The organism is Micromonospora sp. NPDC048871 (assembly GCF_043198155.1).
In the GTDB taxonomy this organism is placed as follows: domain Bacteria; phylum Actinomycetota; class Actinomycetes; order Mycobacteriales; family Micromonosporaceae; genus Micromonospora.
Genome location: NZ_JBICUM010000003.1, coordinates 427,731 through 449,220, shown reverse-complemented (window position 1 = coordinate 449,220; position 21,490 = coordinate 427,731). Strand labels below are relative to the sequence as shown.

Below are 21,490 nucleotides of genomic sequence, written 5' to 3'. Positions count from 1 at the left end.
TCGTGTAGAGCAAGGTGCCCTTATTAACGCTCGCAGCGGATGACGCCTACGACTGTGGGATGAGTCAAGCTCAGCCTGGTGGCTCAGGGAGCGCTGGCCGCCACCGGATACGGTCTGTCACATGACTGGCGAGTACCCTGCGTTGGCGCTCCGTGGCCTGGCCAAACGATTCGACGGCAAGGTCGCCGTGGCCGGGGTGAATCTGGACGTACCGGCCGGTTCGTTCTACGGGCTACTCGGCCCCAACGGCGCGGGAAAAACCACCACCCTGTCGATGGCCGTCGGGCTGCTGCGGCCGGACCACGGCAGCGCCTGGGTGCTCGGGCGCGACGTGTGGGCCGATCCGGTCGAGGCGAAGCGGCTGTTCGGTGTGATGCCCGACGGCGTACGGCTGTTCGACCGGCTCAGCGGTGCCGAACTGCTGGCGTACCACGGGTTGCTGCGGGGGATGGACCCGGCGGTGGTCGACCAGCGCGCCGCAGAGCTGCTCGACGTGCTCGCCCTGGCCGACGCCGGCCGCACCCTGGTGGTGGACTACTCGGCCGGCATGAAGAAGAAGATCGGCCTGGCCTGCGCCCTGTTGCACGGGCCCCGGCTGCTGGTGCTGGACGAACCCTTCGAGGCGGTCGACCCGGTCTCCGCGGCGCTGATCCGCGACATCCTCCAGCGGTACGTCACCGGGGGCGGGACGGTGATCTTCTCCAGTCATGTCATGGAGGTCGTGGAGCGCCTCTGCTCGCACGTGGCGATCCTCGCCGAGGGCACCATCAAGCGGGTAGGGACCCTGGAGGAGGTACGCGGACAGCGCTCGCTGGAGGAGGTCTTCGTCGAGGTGGTCGGCGGGCGTACGGCGACCGGTGAGGAGCTGTCGTGGCTGTCCCGGTGACCGAACCGGCCAGCCGGGCACGCCCGATCAAGGCGCGGCACTTCGTCCGGCTCAAGCTGCGGGTGATGGCCAACAACTTCCGGGGCCAAGCCTGGCGGGCCGTGCTGTTCGTGATCGGTGCCCTGGTCGGGTTCTGGATCGCGGTCGGCGCCTTCTTCGGTCTGGCGACACCCGCGTTCGCCGGTGACGACCGGTACGCCCTGCTGGTCGCCGCCTTCGCCGGTGGCCTGACGGTGCTCGGCTGGCTGCTGCTGCCCCTGGTCTTCTTCGGTGTCGACGAGACCCTGGACCCGGCCCGGTTCGCGTTGTTGCCGCTGCCCAGACGGACCCTGGTCACCGGCTTGTTCACGGCGGCCCTGGTGAGCGTGCCCACCATCGCCGTACTGCTGGCCCTCAGTGCTCTGGTGGTCAACGCCGGGGTGTTCGGTGGCTGGTCCGCCGCCGTGGTGGCCGCCCTGGGAGTGATCCTGGGGATGCTGCTCTGTGTGGCCGCCGCCCGGGCGGTGACGAGTGCCTTCGCCACCATGCTGCGCTCCCGCCGGGTACGCGACCTGGCCGCGGTCCTGCTCGCGGTGGCCGCCGCCCTGCTCGGTCCGTTGCAGCTCGCCGGGCTGGCCGCGCTCCGGGACACCGACTGGGACCGACTTACCGGTGTGGCGACCGTGGTCGGCTGGACCCCCCTCGGCGCACCCTGGACGGTCGGCATCGATGTCGCCCAGGGCCGGGTCTGGGCGGCCCCGGTGAAGCTCCTGATCACCGCCGTGACCATCGCCGCGCTGCTGGTCTGGTGGTCGCGGTCGTTGGAGTCGGCGATGGTGGGGGCCGCGAGCAGCGGCCCGGCCAGAAGCAAGCCGGAGGTCAGCGGCGGCGCGGTGGCAGCACTGTTCCCACGGATCACCGGCTGGCTGCCCCGGGACCGCTTCGGCGCACTGGTCGCCCGGGAGGCCCGCTACTGGTGGCGCGATGCCCGGCGACGGGCCAACCTGATCACCATCGCGGTGGTCGGCCTCTTCGTGCCGTTGATGGTCAACGTGGGTGGGCAGGGCTTCACCATCGACAGTGAGCAGGGCTTCGACTTCACCACCGACACCTCACCGGTGCTGGTCAGCCTCTCCATGCTCTTCGTCGGGCTGCTGGCCGCGATGACCCTGGCCAACCAGTTCGGCTTCGACGGCAGCGCGTACGCGGCCAATGTGATCGCCGGCATCCCCGGCCGCCTGGAGTTGCGGGCCCGGATGGCCGCCTTCTCGCTCTACGTACTGCCCATGCTGGCGTTCGTGGCCGTGGTGATGGCGTTGGTCCTGGGCGAGCCGACCTGGATGGGGTTCATGGCCGGCACCCTGTTCGCCACCTTCGGCGCCGGGCTGGCGGTCAACTCGTTCGTCTCCGTGCTCGCCGCGTACTCGCTGCCGGAGACGAGTAACCCCTTCGCGATGAACAGCGGCGCCGGGGTGACCAAGAGTCTGCTGGCCCTGCTGGCCATGGTCGCCACCGCCGCGACCGGCGTACCCACCGTGATCGCCGCCGCCCTGCTCGGCGACGCCTGGCTCTGGCTGGGCCTGCCGCTGGGCATCCTCTACGGCGTCGGCGCGGCCCTGCTCGGCGCCTACCTGGCCGGCGACGCTCTCGACCGCCGCCTGCCCGAACTGCTGTCGGCGGTCACCCCACGCCGCTGACGGTCTACGGGCGGTGGCCACGGGAGCGCAGGGCGGCCCGCACCTCGGCGAGGAAGCCGTCGAAGTCCTCGCGGAGGCGCTTCGCCGTCAGGTGCACGACGATCCAGTCGCTGCCGACCAGCCGGTTTAGCCTTCGGCGATCCGCGTCGAACTGCCCCGGGTCGTCATGCCAGCGGCCGTCGTACTCGACCGCCACCCGATACTCCGGCCAGGCAAGATCTAGACGGGCGAGGAACCGCCCGTGGGCCGACACCACCCCATTGGGTACGCGGTCGCGGCAGCCCGACCAGCACGAGCCGTACCCGGGTACGGGACTCCTGCGGCGATTCGGCACCGGCATCCGCCAGATCGACCGCCCGCAGCATCGCCCGCCAGCCCCGACGGCCCACCCGAGCGAGCGCGTACCCCCGCAGGGTCGACACCTCGGTGAGCCCGCTGGCCAGCAGAGCGTCGATGACCACCACCGCCTCCACCAGGTCGAGCCAGCTGGCCACATCCCAGCAGGTGCGCTCGGGGGAGGTGACCGGGGTGCCCGCCCGGTCGACTATGTCCCCGTCGTCGACCGGCCCGCGATGCACCCGCAGCCCAGCGGCGGGACCAGCGGACCTGCCCCGTGGGACGAGGACCTCGACGGTGTCGTCGAAGGTGGTGTGGGCGCACCCGTGGAGCACCGCGGCGGATCGACCGGCGATCGCGGCACCCGTCGGGATGAGCCACCTGCCTGCGGCCGTGCACCGGGTGCGGTGGGTGACCGGCAACTGAGCGTCGGCGTACACGTCGCGGAAGAGGGGCCGCCAGGCGGCACTACGAAGATCGTTGCGGGTGAGCAGGCCACGCGAGATCGCGTGTGAACCACGGAAGACGCGCCCCCGCAACTGCGGCGACCGACGAGGAGATCGGGACATGACCAGACGGTGACAGCTCAACCACCCCCCGCGCTGCCCCTGTGGATAACCCCCAATGTTGCGCTGACGCCCCTGCGAGATCACCCCCACTCCAAGCCCGCCCCTGCCCGAACCTGCTCGTTCGTGCGCATTCATGCCCCATCGTGCCCGCTTGTGCTCGCACAGGACCGTAACCCCGCCGCAAGATCACGCTCGATCTAGGATCGAGTGGCTTTCTGCTAAGACGAGACCACTCGATCCCACATCGAGCGTGATCTTGCGAGTGACAGACGCCGCACTGGAGCAGCAGACCGCGCTGAGCGGCAGACGCCGCCCTGGACAGCGGGCCGCGCCGAGCGGGAGGCGCCGCGCTGAGCGGCGGGTCGCGCTGCCTGACTCGGCGGGGCGGGAGCAATGTCCTCGCGAGTCAGGAACTGGGGGTCAGCGGGGGGATGCTTCGCGGGCCAGGGTGAGGAATGAGCGCCAGGCGGTCGGGGTGAAGGTCAACGCCGGTCCGGGTCGGTCCTTGCTGTCACGCACCAGCACCATCCCCGGAAGGTTGTCCGCCACTTCCACGCAGTTGCCACCGGTGTCGCCCGAACGGGTTGCCGTGCGCCAGCGGGGTTCGGCAGCAGTCATGACGTCACCTTCAGCTTTCGGAGCAGGTCAAGCGAGGCGTTTGTGGACAGTGCTTCGCCGAGCAGGCTATCCCACTTCCGGCCGATCAGACGGATCACCTCCGGGTCGTTCATCACGTGTCCCCGGGCGGCATTCTCCAGGTAGATCGCCTCCTCACCGTCGGAGAGTTCTACCAGCACGAACCCACCGGTGAGTCCGACGTGCGAGCCGACGCTTAGGGGGACGACATGCAGCCGGACGTACGGCAGTTCGGTGACCTCCAGCAGGCGGCCGAGTTGGGCGTCGAGCACCTCGGGCCCACCGACCGGTCGGCGTACCGCGGTCTCGTCGACCAGGAACACACACTGGGGTGGATCAGCCCGGTGCAGCAGATGTTGGCGTTCCATTCGGACGGCCACCAACTCCTCGACCATGGCGGGCTGGTGCAGTCCACCGGCGGAGATCACGGCTCGGGCGTACTCCTCGGTTTGTAGCAGTCCGGGCACCAGGCAGGGTTCGAAGGCGCGCAACCGGGTCGCCTCCTGCTCGTAGCCGCGCCAGGCGGCGAACCAGGAAGGTCCGCGTTCCCGGTCGGCCTCCTTGAGCAGTTCGGCGAGGAGGCCGTCGGTGTGCAGGGCCTGGTCGGAGGCGACCGCGAACTCCATGGTCGGTCGACGGCGGCCGGTCTCGATGGCGGCGATCAGCGAGGGGCTCCACTTGATCAGGGCCGCGAGCCCCTCCTGGGAGACGCCGGCAGCGGCCCGCGCCGCCTTCAACGCCTTGATCCACATCTCGAAGTTCATGCTCACCCATTCGGTAAGTACGCGAATGCGCTGGGTAGTAACCGCTGGCATCCTCCCCTGAACCCGGCGGGGAGTCCAGGGTGGAAACACGCGGCCCGGCTGGTGGAGGCGACGATCCCGGCGGCCGGTCCTGCGTCGGGCCGCCTCGGTCACTCCCCCGACCGGGGCGGCCCTCGAAGCTAAGGAGGCACCAGTGCTGTTTCACCGACTCGCCGCCCCCGCCACCTCCCGGGCGGGTCGGCACGGCGGCCCCACCGCCTCCCGGGCGGGTCGGCGTGGGGTGCCGGAACGTCGGCGCGGCACGGTCGGGCGGTACGGCTGCTGCTCGGCGGCTACGCGGTGACCCGGCGGGTGTCGCATCTGCCGATGCGTCCGCTCTGGCGCTGTCAGGGGTGTGGGGCCCTCTGGCCCTGCCAGCCGGCCCGGCTGCGGCTGCTGATCGAGTATCGCGAGGACCGCACCTCGCTGCTGGTGTACCTCGGCTCCCTCATGGTGGAGGCCGCTGACCAGCTGGCCCAGCTTGGCGGTCAGGGCCGCCGACCCGAGCTGTACGAGCGGTTCGTGGGCTGGGCACGGGCTCGCGGAGCAGCCGAGCGGGTCACAATGTTTCACGTGAATCCAGAGCCGGGTGCCCAGATCCACCACTCCGACCCCTTCGCCGTGCCGGCCGGCCAGCGTTCGCCCGTACGCCAGTTGCGGGGTCGGCTGCCCGCGCCGGTGACCCTGTGGACGGCGCCCGGACCGGCCGGTCTGACGGTCTCCTCGACGCTGGTGGCCGACGGTGAGCCGGGCCGGTTGCTCGGCCTGATCGACGCGGAGTCGGACCTCTGGGCGGCGGTCGAGGAGGCCGGGCGGTTCGCGGTGGCGCCGCTTCGGCCGACCCACCGGCAGTTGGCCGACCGGTTCGCGGGCCTGTTCCCGTCCCCCGGCGGCCTGTTCGCCCTCGACTCCTGGACCGAGACGCCGTACGGGCCGGTGCCCGTCGGCGGCGGCTGGGCCGGGTGCCGGCTGGACGACGCCCGGGAGTACGGCTGGAGCCTGCTGGTCGAGGCGACCATCGAACGGGTGGAGCTGACCGAGGATGGCGGCGAGCCGCTGCTGCACCACCGAGGCCGCTATCGCGAGCTGAGCTGAGCTGCCCGCCGGGCCGATCGGCAGCGCCGAGCCGCTACCGGTCAGCGGAGTGACCCCGGTCACTGGGCGCAGCAGTGGAGCCGTTCGGCGCAGTCGTCGACCGGTACGCATATCGCCCCTTTTCGAGCGGGGAGTGCGCTTTCTAGCGTGCGCGAAACTCCTGACGCCTGTGAAGGTGGTGATCAAATGTCCACGGACACACCCGCTACCGCGCCGACCGACTCGGATCCGCAGCGATACCTCGCGGTCCAACGGTCGGACGAATTCGCCGGGTTACGCCGTGCCCTGCGGGGCTTCGTCTTCCCGATGACGATCGCGTTCTTCCTGTGGTACGCGCTCTACGTGATCCTCTCCGCGTACGCGCGAGACTTCATGGGCACGCGACTGTTCGGCAGCAACATCAACGTGGCGCTGGTCTTCGGCCTGCTCCAGTTCGTCTCCACCTTCCTCATCGCCTGGCTCTACTCCCGGTACGCCGACCGGAAGATCGACCCGGTGGCCGACAAGATCCGCGACGAAATCACCGGGGGTGACTCGTGACGACGACGATCCTCGCGGCCGAGGCGGGCAGCACGACCGCCCGCAACCTGACCATCGTGCTGTTCCTGGCCTTCGTGGCCGCCACCCTGGCCATCACGATCTGGGCCAGCCGGCAGACCAAGACCGCTACCGACTTCTACGCCGGCGGCCGGTCCTTCTCCGGTTTCCAGAACGGCATGGCGATCGGCGGCGACTACATGTCCGCCGCGTCCTTCCTGGGCATCGCCGGCATCATCGCCCTGTACGGGTACGACGGTTTCCTCTACTCCATCGGCTTCCTGGTGGCCTGGCTGGTGGCCCTGCTGCTGGTCGCGGAGCTGCTGCGCAACTCCGGCCGGTACACGATGGCCGATGTGCTGGCCTTCCGGATGCGGCAGCGTCCGGTGCGTACGGCCGCGGCGGTCTCCACCATCACGGTGTCGATCTTCTACCTGCTGGCCCAGATGGTCGGCGCGGGGGCCCTGGTGGCGCTGCTGCTCGGCATCCGGCCGGGCACCACCTTCCTGGGCATGGACGCGGACACCGCCAAGGTGGCGACCATCATCATGGTCGGCGCCCTCATGATCATTTACGTCACGGTGGGTGGCATGAAGGGCACCACCTACGTACAGATCGTCAAGGCGTTCCTGCTCATGGGTGGCGCGCTGTTGATGACCCTGCTGGTGCTGGCGAAGTACAAGTTCAACCTCTCCTCGCTGCTCGGTGACGCGGCGGCGAGTTCCGGGCAGGGCACCGCCTTCCTGGAACCCGGTCTGCGGTACGGGGTCGAGGTCGCCGGCAACGCCACCCAGACCTTCTACAACAAGGTGGACCTGCTCTCCCTAGGTATCGCCCTGGTGCTCGGCACCGCCGGTCTGCCGCACATCCTGATCCGCTTCTACACCGTCCCGACGGCCAAGGCGGCCCGCAAGAGCGTGCTCTGGGCGATCGGCATCATCGGCTCGTTCTACCTGCTCACCCTGGCGCTGGGCTTCGGCGCGGCGGCGCTGGTCGGCCAGGAGGCGATCCGGGAGCAGGACCGGGCCGGCAACACGGCCGCACCACAGTTGGCCGAGGCGCTCGGCATCGAGTTCTTCGGCGGTGATCTGGGTGGGGCCGCACTGCTGGCGATCATCGCGGCGGTCGCCTTCGCCACCATCCTGGCGGTGGTCGCGGGGTTGACCCTCGCCTCGTCGTCGAGCCTGGCGCACGACTTCTACGCCAACGTGATCAAGCGGGGCACCGCCTCGGAGCGGCAGGAGGTACGGGTCGCCCGGATCTCCGCCCTGGTGATCGGCGCGGTCTCCATCGCCCTGTCGATCTACGCGCAGAACCTCAACGTGGCCTTCCTGGTGGCGCTGGCCTTCGCGGTGGCCGCCTCCGGCAACCTGCCCGCGATCCTCTACAGCCTGTTCTGGAAGCGCTTCAACACCTCCGGGGCGGTCTGGGCGATCTACGGTGGTCTGCTGGCGGCCGTGGTGCTGGTGTTCTTCTCGCCGGTGGTCTCCGGTGCCCCCACGGCGATGTTCCCGGACCACGACTGGCAGTGGTTCCCGCTGTCCAACCCGGGCATCCTGTCGATCCCGTTCGGCTTCCTCTGCGGCTGGATCGGCACGGTGATCTCCAAGGAGAGCGACGAGGAGAAGTACGCCGAACTGGAGGTGCGCTCCCTGACCGGAGCCGGTGCACACTGACGCGCACCTGTTAAAAGGGGCCCCCTGTACCACGCGAGGCGTTAACAGGGGGCCCCTCCTTTAGGCTCTTGGTATGAAGGTTGAGCAGCGTTTCGGTCCCGGTCACCGGGTTTTGGTCACCGGCGGTGCCGGCTTCGTGCCCTCGCATCTGGTGGACGCGTTGGTCGCTCGGGGCTGCACGGTGGTCGCGGTGGACAACTTCGTCACCGGCTCCAAGGACAACGTGGCCCATCTGCTCGACACGCCGACCTTCACCCTGGTCGAGGCGGACGTCTCCGACGGGTTGCCGGATCAACCCGCTCTGGCGGAGCGGTTCGACGCGATCCTGCACATGGCCTCACCGGCCAGCCCTACCGACTTCGAGAAGCTGCCGGTGGAGATCCTGCGGGTGGGCTCGGTGGCCACCCTGCACCTGCTGGACCGGGCGGTGGCCGACGGCGCCCGGTTCCTGCTGGCCTCCACCTCCGAGGCGTACGGCGACCCCAAGGAGCACCCGCAGCGGGAGACCTACTGGGGCAACGTCAACCCGATCGGCATCCGCAGCGTGTACGACGAGGCCAAACGCTTCTCCGAGGCCGCCACCTCGGCGTACCGGCGCAGCCGTGGGCTGGACACCGCGATCGTACGGATCTTCAACACCTACGGTCCCCGGATGCGGCCGGACGACGGGCGGGCCATCCCGACCTTCATCTCGCAGGCGCTGCGGAATGAGCCGATCACGGTGCACGGCACCGGCAACCAGACCCGCTCCATCTGCTACGTGGCGGATCTGGTCCGGGGCATCCTGCTGTTGCTCGACTCGACCGAGAGCGGGCCGGTGAACTGCGGCACCGAGCACGAGATGAGCATGCGGGAGCTGGCCGAGACGATCGTGTCGCTCTGTGACAGCAGGTCCGAGGTGACCTACGTCACCCGCAGCTCGGACGATCCGGAGATGCGCAGACCCGATCTCACCCTCGCCCGGGAGCTGCTCGGCTACGAGCCGACCATCACCCCGGAGGTGGGTCTGCGCCGCACGATCGACCACTTCCGGCAGCAGTTGGGCTGATCGCGCCGACCCGACGCGAGGTTCGACGCAGGGCGACACTGGCTAGGGCTGCGTACCCTGAGTTACATGTCAGCGACCAGCCTCGCCGTTCTCCGGCTCCCGTACCTGCACCGCAGCGCCGGGCGCGCGGCGGTGCCCGGCCCTGGTCGAGGTGGGCGTACCGCCCGGGTGGCCGACACCACCAGGTGGCGCCCCGGCTACGACGAGGAGCCGGTGTTGTCGGGCGGTCCGGGAGGCCCAGGTGGGCCCGGTGGGCCCGGTGGGCCGAACGGACCGGGCGGACCGGGCGGACCGGGGGGTGGTCGGCCCCGCAGGCGCCGGCCGCACTGGCGGCGCATCGCCCTGGTGGCCGGCATCGCCGTGCTGGTGCTGGCCCTGATCGGTGGCACCGGGGCCTGGTTCTACGCCCGCAGCCTGGACAACAACATGGCCCGGACCGACCCCTTCTCGGAGCTCACCGCCGGTCGGCCGGCGAAGGCCGTGGACGGTGCGCTGAACATCCTGATGGTGGGCACGGACTCGCGGGATCCGGACGCCCCGATGGATCAGGCCGGTGAGTGGCGGGCCGACACCGTCATCGTCATGCACATCCCCTCCGACCATCAGAAGGCGTACCTGGTCTCCATCCCCCGGGACCTGTACGTGCCGATTCCGGAGAGCGCCGGGGCGGACTGCGGCACCGGCCAGCGCCGCAAGATCAATGCCGCCTTCGCCTTCGGCGGGTTGCCGCTGGCGGTACGCACGGTCGAGTGCTTCACCGACGTGCACATCGATCACGTCATGGCGATCGACTTCGGTGGCTTCAAGCAGGTCACCGACGCTCTGGGCGGAGTGGAGCTGGAGGTGGAGCAGACCATCACCTCGATCCACAAGCCGTACCGGAAGTTCACCAAGGGCACCAACCACATGAACGGCACCGAGGCCCTGGACTGGATCCGTCAGCGCAAGCAGTTCCCGGACGGCGACTTCGCCCGGATGCGCCACCAGCAGGAGTTCCTGCGCGCCCTGATGGACAAGGCCGCTAGCACGGGCACCTTGACCAACCCGAAGAAGCTCAACGCCTTCCTCCGGTCGGTGACCGACGCGGTGACGGTCGACAACGGCTTCTCCCTGACCGACATGGCCCTTCAGTTCCGTAACCTGCGGGGAGAGAACCTCACCTTCGTCACCAGCCCGCACCTGGGCAGCCAGAACATCAACGGTGAGTCCGTGGTGGTCTCCGACCGGGAGAAGGCCCTGACCATGTACCGTGCGATGTCCGCCGACACGATGGCCGACTGGATGCGGGCCAACAAGCCGTCGACCAGCGGCAACGGCTGACGGGATCGCTGAGCACTTCCTGAGAGCCAACCGCTGATCGTCCATTTGAATCTGGCCGTTCGGCTATTTCGCGAGGATGACGCGGCGGAGAACGGTAGCTGGCCGTCACAAGGACTCGCATCGGCGGGTATGCGTACGTAAAGTGTCTCCGCCCCCTTTGCTACACAAAAGCTGGAGCGTGCATGTCGGTTCACGGTTCCGCCTTGCTCGAACCACCTCATGCGGCTGCCACCCCACGGCCGCCGTCCGGGGGTAAGAAGAGCCGGTCAGGTAAGGCCGGGAAGAAGGGGCGTCCACGGCGCAAGGATCCCCTCTGGGCCCGACTGACCGTGGTGGCCGGAGCCGCGTTGATGATGACCAGCGGTGTCGCCATCGTCGGCAGCAAGGCGATGATCAGCCAGGCCACCGGCAACATCACCCAGCGCAACCTGGTCGGCGGCGCGGGGAAGACCCTGGCGGAGGGCGGGTCCGACCTCAAGGGCCCGATCGACATGCTCCTGCTCGGCGTGGACGCCCGGGAGCGCTGGGCCGCCGACGACGTGCGGGCGGACAGCATCATCGTGCTGCACATCCCGGCCAGCCATGACCAGGCGTACCTGATCTCCATTCCCCGGGACACCGAGGCGCGGATCCCCGCCTTTGCCAAGACCGGCTACCCGGGTGGGGTCGGCAAGATCAACGGGGCGTTCCAGGCCGGTGCCAGCAACGGCGGCGGCTGGGAGGGCGGCGCCCAGTTGATGGCCCAGACGATCAAGAACATGACCGGCGTCAGTTTCGACGGGGCGGCGATCATCAACTTCGGCGGCTTCAAGAACATCATCGACGCCCTGGGCTCGGTGCGGATCTGCCCCAAGCAGGACATCGAGTCGATCCACATGTCGTACGTCGACGGCAAGCCGATGTGGAACGCGGACGCCAAGAAGACCGGTAAGCCGCGTACTCCGGTGGTGCACAAGAAGGGCTGCCAGGAGATGGAGGGCTGGGCCGCGCTGGACTTCTCCCGGCAGCGCTACGGCCTGGCCAACAGCGACTACGACCGCCAGCAGAACCAGCAGCAGCTGATCAAGGCGATGGCCAAGAAGGCCAGCCAGAACGGCACCCTGACCAACCCGATCAAGCTGAACGAGCTGATCAAGGCGGCGGGCAAGGCCTTCATCCTCGACACCGGCGGCGTCTCCGTGGAGGACTTCGTCTTCACCATGCGGGGGGTCACCGGCAACGAGCTGATCATGCTGAAGACCAACGGCGGCACCTACAACGCCACGGGCAGCGGCAACGAGACCCTGGACGAGCAGACCCTGGCCATGTTCCGGGCGATCCGGCAGGACAAGCTGGCGGAGTTCGTGTTCTACAACCCCGAGGTGATCTCCAACCGGAAGTGACCGGTCGGCAGCGGATGTCCGGAAACCCCGGTCACCCTGCGTGATCCTCCCCTAGCCTGACATGAGAAGGGTTCATGTTGGGCTGAGGGGAGGGGCGTCACGGCCAGGCGGACGGGCGACGGCGGGACCCGGTCACCGGGGCAGGCGCCCCGGCACCCGCGGTGGGCCCGGGTACTGCTCGGTGTCGGGCTGGTGGCGGTGCTGGTGGCGGCGGTCGCCGTGGTCGGCCTGCGGGTGCTCACCGACCGGTACACCCGCGCCATCGCCCACGAGCAGTTGCTGGACCCCTCCGCCCGCACCGACCGCACCGACCTGGACGGGCCCCTGAACTACCTGCTGGTCGGATCGGACCGGCGGCCCGGGGACACCGGTCCGGAGCAACGCACGGACACCATCCTGATCGTGCACATCCCCGCCGGGCTGCGGGAGGGCTACCTCGTCTCCGTGCCGCGCGATCTGCTGGTCACCATCCCGCCCGGCACCGGCTGGCCGGGGGGCGAAGACAAGATCAACAGCGCTTACGAGTACGGCGGAGGCGGGACCTCCGGGGCCCGACTGCTCTCCACCACCCTGAACCGGCTCACCGGCATCCGCTTCGACGGTGCCGCCGTGGTCGACTTCGCCGGGCTGCGCCGCGTCATCGACCTGCTGGACGGGGTGGAGATGTGCGTACGCACCGAGGTGCGCTCGATCCACACCGACCGGGTCTTCTCGCCCGGCTGCCAGCGGATGGACGGCGCCCAGGCCCTCGACTACGTACGCCAGCGCTACGACCTGCCCGGTGGCGACTACGACCGGCAGACCCACCAGCAGCAACTCCTGGGGGCGATGCTGGAACGGGCCGGGCAGACCCGGATCCGCAGCAACCCCCTCCAGGTGCACCAGCTCATTCAGGCGGTCGGGGAGTCGTTGACGGTGGACACCAACGGGGTTCCGGTGGAGGATCTGCTGCTCGCGCTGCGCGGGCTGTCCACCGACGGGCTGCGCGGGGTGCAGGTGCCCTCGTACCCGCAGACCATCGACCAGGTCTCCTACGTCACGCTCGACAACGGGGGCGAAGGGCTGTTCGAGGCGGTACGCGGCACCCGGATGCCGCAGTGGGCCGGCGACCATCCGCGCTGGGTGACCACCCTCTGAGGACCGTTCGGCGGCGTCCGGTCCGCCGGGGATCTACCCTTGGTACCCGTGTTCGGATCCCAGATACCCACAGTGACCGCTGCCGAGATCACCGACGACACCTACCTGCTCGACGTACGCGAGGACGACGAGTGGGCCGCCGGCCACGCGCCGCAGGCGCATCACCTGCCGATGATGGAGTTGCCGGCCCGCATCGCCGAGGTGCCGACCGACCGCGAGGTGGCGGTCATCTGCCGCTCCGGCGGACGTTCCGCCCAGGTGGTGACCTACCTGATGCGCAACGGGTGGGACCACGTGCGCAACGTGGCCGGTGGAATGGGCGACTGGGCCGGCGCCGGGCGGCCGGTGGTGGCCAGCGATGGACAGCCGGGCCGGGTCCTGTAGGCGGAACCCCGATGGGCGCACCCCTCGTATTCGCGCACCGCGGCGCCTCCTACGACCTGCCGGAGCACACCCTCGCCGCCTACCTGCGGGCGCTGGAGGAGGGCGCCGACGGGCTGGAGTGCGATGTCCGGCTGACCCGTGACGGGCACCTGGTCTGCGTACACGACCGCCGGTTGGACCGGACCAGCAACGGCCGGGGACCGGTCAGCACCCGTACCCTCGCCGAGTTGGAGGCGTTGGACTTCGGCTCCTGGCACCCGGGCTGCGTACCGCCGGACGGCACGGAGATGCTCGACGCCTCGCACACCCGGCTGCTCACCCTGGAACGGCTGCTGGAGGCGGTCCTCTCCGCCGGTCGACCGGTACGGCTGCTGGTGGAGACCAAGCACCCATCCCGCCACGGCGGGGAGGTCGAACGTCGACTGGTCGACCTGCTGCGCCGGTACGGCCTGGCCGAACCGCGCCCGCACACCCCGGTACAGGTGACGGTGATGTCCTTCTCCCCGCTGGCCGTACGCCGGATCCGGGCGCTGGCCCCCGCCCTGCCGACCGTGCTGCTGCTGGAGGTGCTGCCGCGCTGGCTGCGGCTGGGTCGCCTGCCCTTCGGCGCCGGCATCGCCGGTCCGGGCATCGGGCTGGTGCGGGCCCGCCCGATGCTGGTGCCGGCCCTGCGGGCGGCCGGCAACCAGGTCTACGTCTGGACGGTCAACGAGCCGGACGATCTCGACCTGGTGCTGGCGGCCGGGGTGGACGGGGTGATCACCGATCGTCCGGCCCACACCCTGGCCCGACTGACCCGGTGAGCCACTCGGGGGTGCCCAGGAGGGCTGGGGGCGGTGCACACTCGGGGTCATGCCGGACTCCACCGACTACTCCGCCCTCATCGCCGGACACACCGCCATCATCGAAATGATCAACTCCGGTGACGCCGGCCTGCCGGTTCTGACCCGCCTGCTGCGGATGGCCGAGCCGACACTCGGGGCCGCAGGCATGGCGTTCGTGGAGTTCGCGCCGAACGGCGGGCGGGTGATCGCCGCCACCGGCGCCGCCGAGTGGACCCTGGGCTGGCCCCTGCCGGCCAACGACCCGGCCACCGCCTGCCTGCTGGCCGGGCCCCGGGTGCGGTGCGTACGCACCGACCATCTGACCAACGATCTGGCCCGGCAACTGGCCGACCGGGGCCTGCGGCGGATGGTGGTGTCCCGGGCGGAGCTCGGCGGGCACACCGTCGGCAGCCTGCACGCCCTCTACCAGGCCGGTCGCGAGGAGCCCAGCACGGAACAACGCGGGGTCATCGCCTATCTCGGCAGCTGCATCGCCCACCTGTACGGCGATCAGAACGGCCTGCCGGTGCACGGTGACGCCCCTGCGGTCACGGACGGCCCCGCCGTCGATGATCCCGACGACCAGGAGGACCCCGAGAAGGAACGTGACCTCTTCGTCGCGGTCACCAGTCACGAGCTGCGTACCCCGGTCACCGTCATCAAGGGGTACGCCGACACCCTCAGCGACCACTGGGATTCGCTGAGCGAGGCCGACCGGCGCCAGGCCGCCCGGGTCATCCGGCAGCGGGCCAACGAGCTGGCCCGACTGCTGGACCGGCTGCTCTCCTCCGCCGCGGAGGTGTGGCCGGGGGACGGCCCGCCGACGCCCTTCGACTTCGGCGAGACCCTCCGGGCGGCGATCGCCGACCTGCCCACCGACCTGCGCCGCCGCGCCAGCGTGGAGGTGCCGACCGAGCTGCCCCGGGCGGTCGGGCACCGGCAGAGCCTGGCCACCGTGCTCACCGAACTGGTCACCAACGCCGGAAAGTACTCACCCCCCGGCTCGCCGATCGAAATCAGCGCCTCGGCCGACGCCCGTACGGTCAATCTCCGGGTCAGCGACCGTGGCATCGGCGTACGCCCTGAGCACGTCGAACGCGCCTTCGACCGGTTCTGGCAGGGCGAATCCGGGGACCGGCGCCGCTATCCCGGCACCGGTCTGGGGCTCTATCTCGTCCGCCGGATCGTTGAACAACAGAATGGCTGGGTATTCCTTCAACCGAGAACAGGTGGGGGTACGGTCGCGGAAGTGCGACTGCCCCGCAGGTGAACGGCGGGATTCAGGGCTCGGAAGAGGGGCAGAGGTGTCGACGGCAGCGGTCGAACGAGCATGGTGTGTGGTGGTGCCCCACCACGCCACCGGGGCACGGATCGCCCGGCAACGACTCGCCACCGAGTTGGCCGAGGTGGTGACTCCGGCGGTCCTGGCCGACCTGGTGGCGGTCCTGGCCGAGTTGGTGGGCAACGCCGTCCGACATGCCGACCCCCTGCCCGGCGGGGTGGTCCGGGTGTCCTGGCGGCTGCGCGGCACGACCGAGGGGAACCAGGTCCGGCTTCAGGTCACCGACGGCGGGGCCGCCTGCGGTCCGCAGCTCCGCCCCGCCGACCTGGGCGCGGCCGACGGTCGTGGGCTGCACATCGTCTCCGGACTGTCCAGCCGGTGGGGGGTGGAACGGGACGGCCTGGGGCAGAGCGTCTGGGCCGACTTCGATCCCGCGCCGACGCGTACCCCTCTGGTCGCCGCCGGCTGAGGGGCCCGCCGGGGTGGCGGGGTGGGTCCGGCCCACGCCGGGCCGCTCGGGCCTCTAGGCTGTCTCGCCGTGAGCAAGCGTCGAAAGAACCAGCGGGCAGCCACTCCGAGCGTCAAGCGGGAGCGGGTACGCGACGTCTTCGTCCCCCGTCCCTTCGAGGGGCTGACCGACGAGCCGGAGTGGATCGCCCTGCGCGAGCTGGTGCCCGCGGCCTCCGCGCCGCTGCGCCTCACTCCGGAGGTGGCCGAGGAGTACGGCGATCGTCCGGTCACCCTGGCCACCGTGCTGCCGATGGCCGCACCGGCGATGAGCCGGCAGGACGGGCGGGTCTTCATCGGGCTCCAGCGGCACCAGCAGTCCGGTGACGTGTCCCGGGATCTGGCCGAGTCGCTGCTCTGCGCGCTGCGGACGGAACCGGGTGCCCCGGTCACCGTGCCGCCCCTGCCCGGTCCCGGGCCCCGCCTGCAGGACATCCTGGTCGACGGCCCGCTGGAGATCACCCTGCACGAGGGTTTCGAGTTCTGGCTGGTTCCGGAGGCCGTCGACGACCCGACCGTGCAGGCCTCGCTGGAGCGGGCCAACGCGGCGATCTACCCGACCGTACGCCTGGCCGCCGCGCCGGCCGCGTACTGGTGCCGGGTGCCGGAGAAGGCGCATGTGCGCTGGGTGCTGCCGGAGGACGAGGAGGCCGCCCTGGACGCTCTGGCGCGGCTGAGTGCGGCCGGCTCGCTGACCCTGGGTGAGTCGACCAAGTTCGCGGGCATGTTCCGGGCGCACGGGCGACTCGTACCGGTCTGGGACCTGCCCGACACTGCCCCGGCCGAGGAGTGGGAGGAGCCGGTCGCCGAGTTCGCCAAGCGGTACGCCGCGGCGCTCGCCGAGGCCGGGCCCCTGGACGCGGCGGCCCGCCGGTCCCGGCAGGGACTGCTCGGGCGTCAGCTCACCCTGCGCTGAGGTGTTGCGCGGGGCCCCTGCGGCCCCGCTCACCCCCGCAGCAGGGGGCACGACATGCAGCGGGGGCCACCCCGGCCGGAGCCCAGTTCGGAGCCGGCGATCGGAATCAACTCGATGCCGGCCCGTTCCAACTGCGCGTTCGTCTCGATGTTGCGTTCGTAGCCGACGCAGAGCCGGGGGGCCAGGGCCAGGGTGTTGTTGCCGTCGTCCCACTGTTCCCGCTCGGCGGTGACCGGGTCCAGACCGGTGTCGATCACCCGAAGTTGGTCCAGGTCCATCGCGTCGGCCGCCGCCCGCAGGAAGGGCGCCGGGCCGTCGACCCGCGGGGGGTCGCCGTCGGCGCCGGCGATCACGGTGTACGCCGACAGCGAGGCGGCGACGTTCGGGTACATCAGCACCGCGTCCACGTCGACCATCGTGCAGATGGTGTCCAGATGCATGGTCGCCCGTTCCTGAGCGATCGGGACGACGAGGATGGTGTGGGCCAGGTCGGCGGCGAAGACCTGTCGGGCCAGCCGTTCGGCACCCGCCGGGGTGGTCCGCTCGCCGACTCCGACGGCCAGCACCCCGGGGGCCAGCAGCAGGACGTCGCCGCCCTCCAGATGCTCCAGATCGGGCCGGTAGACGAACTCCGTGTTGGCGAACCGGGGATGGTGCCGGTAGATCGCGTCCGTCAGGGTGGTCTCCCGCCGCCGGGCCGGCATGGCCAGGCTGGTCACCCCTACCCGGTCGCGGATCCACAGCGAGGAGTCCCGGGTGAACAGCAGGTTGGGCAGCGGGTCGATGACGAAGTCGTGCCGGTCCATCAGGGTGTAGACCAGCCCGCCCGGACGGTCCCGGCCGATCTTCAACTCCTCGTGGGCCAGCCCGGCCACGAGGACCCCGGCCAGGGCGGCCGGATCGAGGTAGGACAGGTGGGCGGCGACCCGGGCCCGCAGGGTGTCACCGAGCCGGGGCGAGGCGAGCACCTGTTCGGTGAGTTCGTCCCGGGCGTCCGCCACCGCCAAGGTCTCGGTTAGCAGATCGGTGAGATAGAGCACCTCCACGCCGCGCAGGCGCAGGGCGTCGGCGAAGGCGTCGTGCTCCTCCTGGGCCCGCCCCACCCACGGGATCGCGTCGAACAACAGGGAGTCGTTGTTGCGCGGGGTCAGCCGGGCGAGTTCCGGCCCCGGACGGTGCAACAGCACCGTGCTCAGTCGACCGACCTCACTGTCCACGTAGTGGGTCACAATCGCAGCGTAGGACAGGGTTTGGCGGCATCCGGGAAAAAGGCTGTGAGTGAATACGGCATTCATCCGCAGTCATTCCGGCGCTCCGGCTTGCCGACCACCCGGACCGGCAACGTAGGGTAGTGAGAACGTAACTTCGAGGGACCTTTTGCCGGAGGTCGCGATGACTGTGTTTCCCGCTCGTCGAGCCGTACCCTCCCCCCGGGCACTGCCGCCCGTGGCGGTACCGCATCCCCGGACGGAACCGTCAGGGGTGACCGCGGCCCCCCGTCCGTCCCCCTTGGAGTGGGCCCGGCGTCGCCGGGCCGAGCGGGGAGCCCGACGGCTGGAAGCCGCCGGTGCCCGCGCGCTGGGCCAACTGGGCCACCTCGGGCCGGCCTGGCACGTCGTCGACTGGCCAAGGGTGGATCCCACCGATGTTCTGCTGGACGGCAGTGACGACAACCGGGCCGGGTTCCTCGCCATCGGGCCCAGCGGCCTCTTCGCGGTCACCATCGCCGACCACGGCCGGGCCCGGGTACTGGTCGCCGGTGACGTGGTGCAGATCAACGGCAAGCGTCCGCCGTACGTGACCGAGGCCCGCCGGGACGCCAGACGGGCCAGCAAGGCCCTCACCTCGGCGGTCGGGCATCCGATCCCGGTCACCCCGGTACTCACCTTCGTGGGTTCCGGGGTGATCAGTGTCTACGGCCTGCCGAAGGACTGCCTGATGGCCACCCACCGGGAACTCGACCGGCTGCTCGTCGCCGGTGGCAACCGGATCAGCCCGGCCACCGCGGAGAAGCTGTCCCGGGTAGCCCAGCATCCCAGCACCTGGACCACCGGTGGTCATCAACCGGTGGCGGACTACCGGTGGTATGAGGACGGCCGAACGGCCGCTGACAAGGCGGCCACCCACCGGTAACGTCTGCGGCGACGCCACGCGGCCGGGTCGTCCCGGTTCGGTACTCCACCAGGCCCGCGCCGTTGCCGCCCGGGGCACCGATCCCATCGACGATCCGATGCGCGACGCAACGGTCAGCGGCCACTGCGGCGACCGGCTAGCGTGGACGTACCGTCGGTGTACATAGGAGGCGCGGTGGCCCACGTCGAACTCTCGCTCTCGGAAGTGTTCGCGCCCACGACGGGGACACCGACAGAGCTGGAGTACGACAACATCGGTCGCTGGTCAGCCACGGTGTCCAGCGCCGATGAGCCGTGTCTGCTGATCGACGCCCAGACCCGGGTGGTGGCCGTCTCCGCCGCCGGCTGCGACCTGCTCTGCCTGGGCGCCCCGGAGGACCTGATCGGCCTGCCCCTGCTCGACGGTGGGTTGCGGCTGCTGGACTTCACCGCCAACCGGGGTGAGCTGACCGAGCCGGAGATCGACAAGATCCCACCGCTGCTGGCGCTCACCTCGGGTCGCCTGGCCCGAGGGTTGCTGCGCATCGAGTACGCCGCCGGTGGGTCCGACGCCACGGTCGACGCGGTCTCCACACCGGTACTGGCCGCCGGGGCCGTGGCCGGCTCGCTGACCTTCTTCTCCGAGGTCTGAGCCACCCCGCACCGACCGGCGGGCCGGCCGCTGCCCTTCCGCCCCGGCAGCGGCTGCTCCTACGATGGGCTCGGCCCCCGGCCACCCCAGCACACCCCGCCTGCCGCAAGGACCCCTCCTGTGCCGCCCAGCCCTCTCCGTCGCGCCGCCGTAGGCCGGCGCCCGTATCGGCTCACCGGGCGGTTCTGCGGTGCCCTGGCGCTGGCCGGTCTCCTGCTGGCCGGCTGCGGCGAGCCTCCGGAGTTGCGCGACGGCGGCACCTCCCGGCTGCCGACCGGCGCGCCGAGTCCGACCATGGGTGGGCCCAGCACCCCGCCACCCTCGGTCGCCGTACCACCGGTCGTGGGCACGGTCGCGCCCTCGACGGACACCGGTCGGGTGGCGGTGGCCTGTCGGGGGGAACCCTCCGCGCAGCAGGTCATCAACCTGGTCCGTGGCCGCCAGGGCCTGCTGCCCCGCAACGCGAAGGTCAAGGTCAGCAGTGGCCCGTCCTGTGCCGCGGACTGGCACTTCACCGCCCTGGAGGTGACCGGGTACGAGCCGTTGCACGTGGTCACCCGCCGGCAGGCGGGCAATCTGCGCCTGGTCACCGCCGGCACGGACGTGTGCGCGGTCGAGGTACGGGTCACCGCACCCCCCGGCATCCGTACCCTGGCCTGCGGTGACGACTCCGGGGTCACGGCCCCTCTGCCGACGACGCCCGCTGCGACGCCTTCGGTCTCTGCGTCCACCCCGGGTGCGTAGGCTGGAGACCATGCCGGGAACACCGCCGACACGCTTCGCCTTCCTCGGTCCCGAGGGCACCTTCGCGGAACAGGCCCTGCGCACTCTGCCCGCAGCCGAACGGGGCACCCGGACACCGGCCCGCAGCGTCGGTGAGGCGCTGGACGCGGTACGCGCCGGGGAGGTCGACGCCGCCCTGGTCCCCCTGGAGAACTCGATCGGCGGCGCCGTCGGGGTGACCCTCGACGAGTTCGCCGAGGGGGAACCGCTGGTGATCACCCGCGAGGTGATCCTGCCGGTGGAGTTCGTCCTGGGTGCGCGTCCGGGCACCCTGCTGTCGACGGTTCGCAGCGTCGCCGCTCATCCCCAGGCCTCCACCCAGTGCCGCGACTGGCTGCGGGCCTACCTGCCGGACGCGACCGTGATCGACGTACTCTCCAACGGAGCGGCGGCGGCCGGAGCGGCCACGGGCGAGTTCGACGCGGCGATCTGCGCTCCGATCGGCGCCACCCGGCACCGGCTGGCCGTACTCGCTGACAAGATCGCCGATCATCCGGACGCGGTGACCCGGTTCGCCCTGGTGGCCCGGCCCGGTCCACCTCCCCCGCCCACCGGCGACGATGTGACCTCGCTGGCGGTGTACATCGCACACGACCGGGTCGGTGCCCTGCTGTCCGTCCTGATGGAGCTGGCGGTCCGGGGGGTGAACCTCAGCCGGATCGAGTCCCGGCCCACCGGCAAGGCCCTCGGCGAGTACGTCTTCTTCCTCGACTGCACCGGTCACGTCGCCGACGTCCGGCTGGGTGAGGCACTTCAGGGCCTCCGCCGGGTCTGCTCGGACGTACGCTTCCTCGGCTCCTATCCGCGGCACCGGTGGAGCGGGAGCACGGGGGGGCACCCGGTCCCCGCCCCCGCCGGTCTCTCGGACGCCGACTACGCCGACGCCGCCGCCTGGCTCGCCCGACTCAGAGCCGGCGAACTGAGCTGACT

24 protein-coding genes are annotated in these 21,490 nt (G+C 70.6%); 19 read left to right on the top strand and 5 right to left on the bottom strand.

The genetic code is table 11. From position 1 onward, the window contains the following. Nucleotides 1–121 precede the first annotated feature (121 nt). Both ACGFIK_RS11025 and ACGFIK_RS11020 read left to right on the top strand, forming a co-directional pair. The gene (locus ACGFIK_RS11025; protein WP_327023593.1) at nt 122–886 is read left to right on the top strand and encodes an ABC transporter ATP-binding protein; all 765 of its coding nucleotides are present in this window, start codon (nt 122–124) and stop codon (nt 884–886) included. Further along, entirely contained in the window at nt 871–2,562 is a 1,692-nt protein-coding gene (locus ACGFIK_RS11020) for an ABC transporter permease (RefSeq protein WP_327023592.1), read from the top strand. The genes ACGFIK_RS11025 and ACGFIK_RS11020 overlap by 16 nt, the downstream gene beginning before the upstream one ends. A gap of 4 nt (nt 2,563–2,566) precedes the next feature. Here the strand turns inward: ACGFIK_RS11020 and ACGFIK_RS11015 are convergent, their stop codons facing one another. The 4 genes from ACGFIK_RS11015 to ACGFIK_RS11000 form a co-directional block, all read right to left on the bottom strand. Further along, a complete protein-coding gene (locus tag ACGFIK_RS11015; RefSeq protein ID WP_327023591.1) occupies nt 2,567–2,758 on the bottom strand; it encodes a hypothetical protein in 192 nt (63 codons plus the stop codon). Continuing rightward, entirely contained in the window at nt 2,727–3,467 is a 741-nt protein-coding gene (locus ACGFIK_RS11010) for a type IV toxin-antitoxin system AbiEi family antitoxin (protein ID WP_393338923.1), read from the bottom strand. The genes ACGFIK_RS11015 and ACGFIK_RS11010 overlap by 32 nt, the downstream gene beginning before the upstream one ends. A gap of 420 nt (nt 3,468–3,887) precedes the next feature. Further along, nucleotides 3,888–4,085 carry a DUF397 domain-containing protein gene (locus ACGFIK_RS11005; protein WP_327023588.1) on the bottom strand — a complete coding sequence of 66 codons (198 nt, stop codon included), beginning with the start codon at nt 4,083–4,085 and terminating at the stop codon, nt 3,888–3,890. Further along, nucleotides 4,082–4,867 carry a helix-turn-helix transcriptional regulator gene (locus ACGFIK_RS11000; RefSeq protein WP_327027357.1) on the bottom strand — a complete coding sequence of 262 codons (786 nt, stop codon included), beginning with the start codon at nt 4,865–4,867 and terminating at the stop codon, nt 4,082–4,084. Before ACGFIK_RS11000 ends, ACGFIK_RS11005 begins: the two co-directional genes overlap by 4 nt. Before the next feature lie 193 nt (nt 4,868–5,060). On the opposite strand from ACGFIK_RS11000, the gene ACGFIK_RS10995 reads away from it, so the two are divergent. From ACGFIK_RS10995 to ACGFIK_RS10935, 13 genes are all read left to right on the top strand, one after another. Beyond that, a complete protein-coding gene (locus tag ACGFIK_RS10995) occupies nt 5,061–5,210 on the top strand; it encodes a hypothetical protein (protein ID WP_327023587.1) in 150 nt (49 codons plus the stop codon). 95 nt (nt 5,211–5,305) lie between these two features. Continuing rightward, nucleotides 5,306–6,001 (top strand): flavin reductase family protein, encoded by a 696-nt coding sequence (locus ACGFIK_RS10990; protein ID WP_327027355.1) that lies wholly within the window; start codon nt 5,306–5,308, stop codon nt 5,999–6,001. 186 nt (nt 6,002–6,187) lie between these two features. Next, entirely contained in the window at nt 6,188–6,541 is a 354-nt protein-coding gene (locus ACGFIK_RS10985; RefSeq protein WP_327023586.1) for a DUF485 domain-containing protein, read from the top strand. Beyond that, nucleotides 6,538–8,214: a cation acetate symporter gene (locus tag ACGFIK_RS10980; RefSeq protein ID WP_327023585.1), complete on the top strand. Its 1,677-nt coding sequence runs from the start codon at nt 6,538–6,540 to the stop codon at nt 8,212–8,214. Before ACGFIK_RS10985 ends, ACGFIK_RS10980 begins: the two co-directional genes overlap by 4 nt. 73 nt (nt 8,215–8,287) lie before the next feature. After that, nucleotides 8,288–9,262 carry an NAD-dependent epimerase/dehydratase family protein gene (locus tag ACGFIK_RS10975; protein ID WP_327023584.1) on the top strand — a complete coding sequence of 325 codons (975 nt, stop codon included), beginning with the start codon at nt 8,288–8,290 and terminating at the stop codon, nt 9,260–9,262. Nucleotides 9,263–9,328: 66 nt separating this feature from the next. Continuing rightward, nucleotides 9,329–10,582, top strand: coding sequence for an LCP family protein (locus tag ACGFIK_RS10970; protein ID WP_327023583.1), 1,254 nt, complete (start codon nt 9,329–9,331; stop codon nt 10,580–10,582). A 182-nt stretch (nt 10,583–10,764) separates the two neighbouring features. Then, the gene (locus ACGFIK_RS10965) at nt 10,765–11,964 is read left to right on the top strand and encodes an LCP family protein (protein WP_393338917.1); all 1,200 of its coding nucleotides are present in this window, start codon (nt 10,765–10,767) and stop codon (nt 11,962–11,964) included. A gap of 198 nt (nt 11,965–12,162) precedes the next feature. Beyond that, a complete protein-coding gene (locus tag ACGFIK_RS10960) occupies nt 12,163–13,101 on the top strand; it encodes an LCP family protein (RefSeq protein ID WP_327027354.1) in 939 nt (312 codons plus the stop codon). Between the two features lie 48 nt (nt 13,102–13,149). Further along, on the top strand, nt 13,150–13,485 hold the full coding sequence (locus ACGFIK_RS10955; RefSeq protein ID WP_327023581.1) for a rhodanese-like domain-containing protein: 336 nt from the start codon (nt 13,150–13,152) through the stop codon (nt 13,483–13,485). An 11-nt stretch (nt 13,486–13,496) separates the two neighbouring features. Then, nucleotides 13,497–14,288, top strand: a complete 792-nt coding sequence (locus tag ACGFIK_RS10950; RefSeq protein WP_327023580.1) for a glycerophosphodiester phosphodiesterase family protein — start codon at nt 13,497–13,499, stop codon at nt 14,286–14,288. A gap of 49 nt (nt 14,289–14,337) precedes the next feature. Then, complete coding sequence (locus tag ACGFIK_RS10945; RefSeq protein WP_327023579.1) at nt 14,338–15,579, top strand: HAMP domain-containing sensor histidine kinase; 1,242 nt, start codon at nt 14,338–14,340, stop codon at nt 15,577–15,579. Between the two features lie 67 nt (nt 15,580–15,646). Next, on the top strand, nt 15,647–16,060 hold the full coding sequence (locus tag ACGFIK_RS10940; RefSeq protein WP_327027353.1) for an ATP-binding protein: 414 nt from the start codon (nt 15,647–15,649) through the stop codon (nt 16,058–16,060). Nucleotides 16,061–16,129: 69 nt separating this feature from the next. Continuing rightward, complete coding sequence (locus ACGFIK_RS10935; protein ID WP_327023578.1) at nt 16,130–17,014, top strand: DUF5926 family protein; 885 nt, start codon at nt 16,130–16,132, stop codon at nt 17,012–17,014. A gap of 29 nt (nt 17,015–17,043) precedes the next feature. Here ACGFIK_RS10935 and ACGFIK_RS10930 read toward each other — a convergent pair whose 3' ends face one another. Next, nucleotides 17,044–18,246 (bottom strand): arginine deiminase, encoded by a 1,203-nt coding sequence (locus tag ACGFIK_RS10930; protein ID WP_327027352.1) that lies wholly within the window; start codon nt 18,244–18,246, stop codon nt 17,044–17,046. Nucleotides 18,247–18,406: 160 nt separating this feature from the next. Between ACGFIK_RS10930 and ACGFIK_RS10925 the strand changes: the two genes are divergently transcribed. The 4 genes from ACGFIK_RS10925 (at nt 18,407) to pheA (ending at nt 21,488) form a co-directional block, all read left to right on the top strand. Further along, the gene (locus tag ACGFIK_RS10925; RefSeq protein WP_327023577.1) at nt 18,407–19,147 is read left to right on the top strand and encodes a hypothetical protein; all 741 of its coding nucleotides are present in this window, start codon (nt 18,407–18,409) and stop codon (nt 19,145–19,147) included. 174 nt (nt 19,148–19,321) lie between these two features. After that, a complete protein-coding gene (locus tag ACGFIK_RS10920) occupies nt 19,322–19,777 on the top strand; it encodes a hypothetical protein (RefSeq protein ID WP_327023576.1) in 456 nt (151 codons plus the stop codon). Between the two features lie 195 nt (nt 19,778–19,972). Beyond that, nucleotides 19,973–20,521 (top strand): hypothetical protein, encoded by a 549-nt coding sequence (locus ACGFIK_RS10915; protein WP_327027351.1) that lies wholly within the window; start codon nt 19,973–19,975, stop codon nt 20,519–20,521. Between the two features lie 10 nt (nt 20,522–20,531). Further along, the gene (pheA, locus tag ACGFIK_RS10910; protein ID WP_327023575.1) at nt 20,532–21,488 is read left to right on the top strand and encodes a prephenate dehydratase; all 957 of its coding nucleotides are present in this window, start codon (nt 20,532–20,534) and stop codon (nt 21,486–21,488) included. The last annotated feature ends 2 nt before the right edge of the window (nt 21,489–21,490 follow it).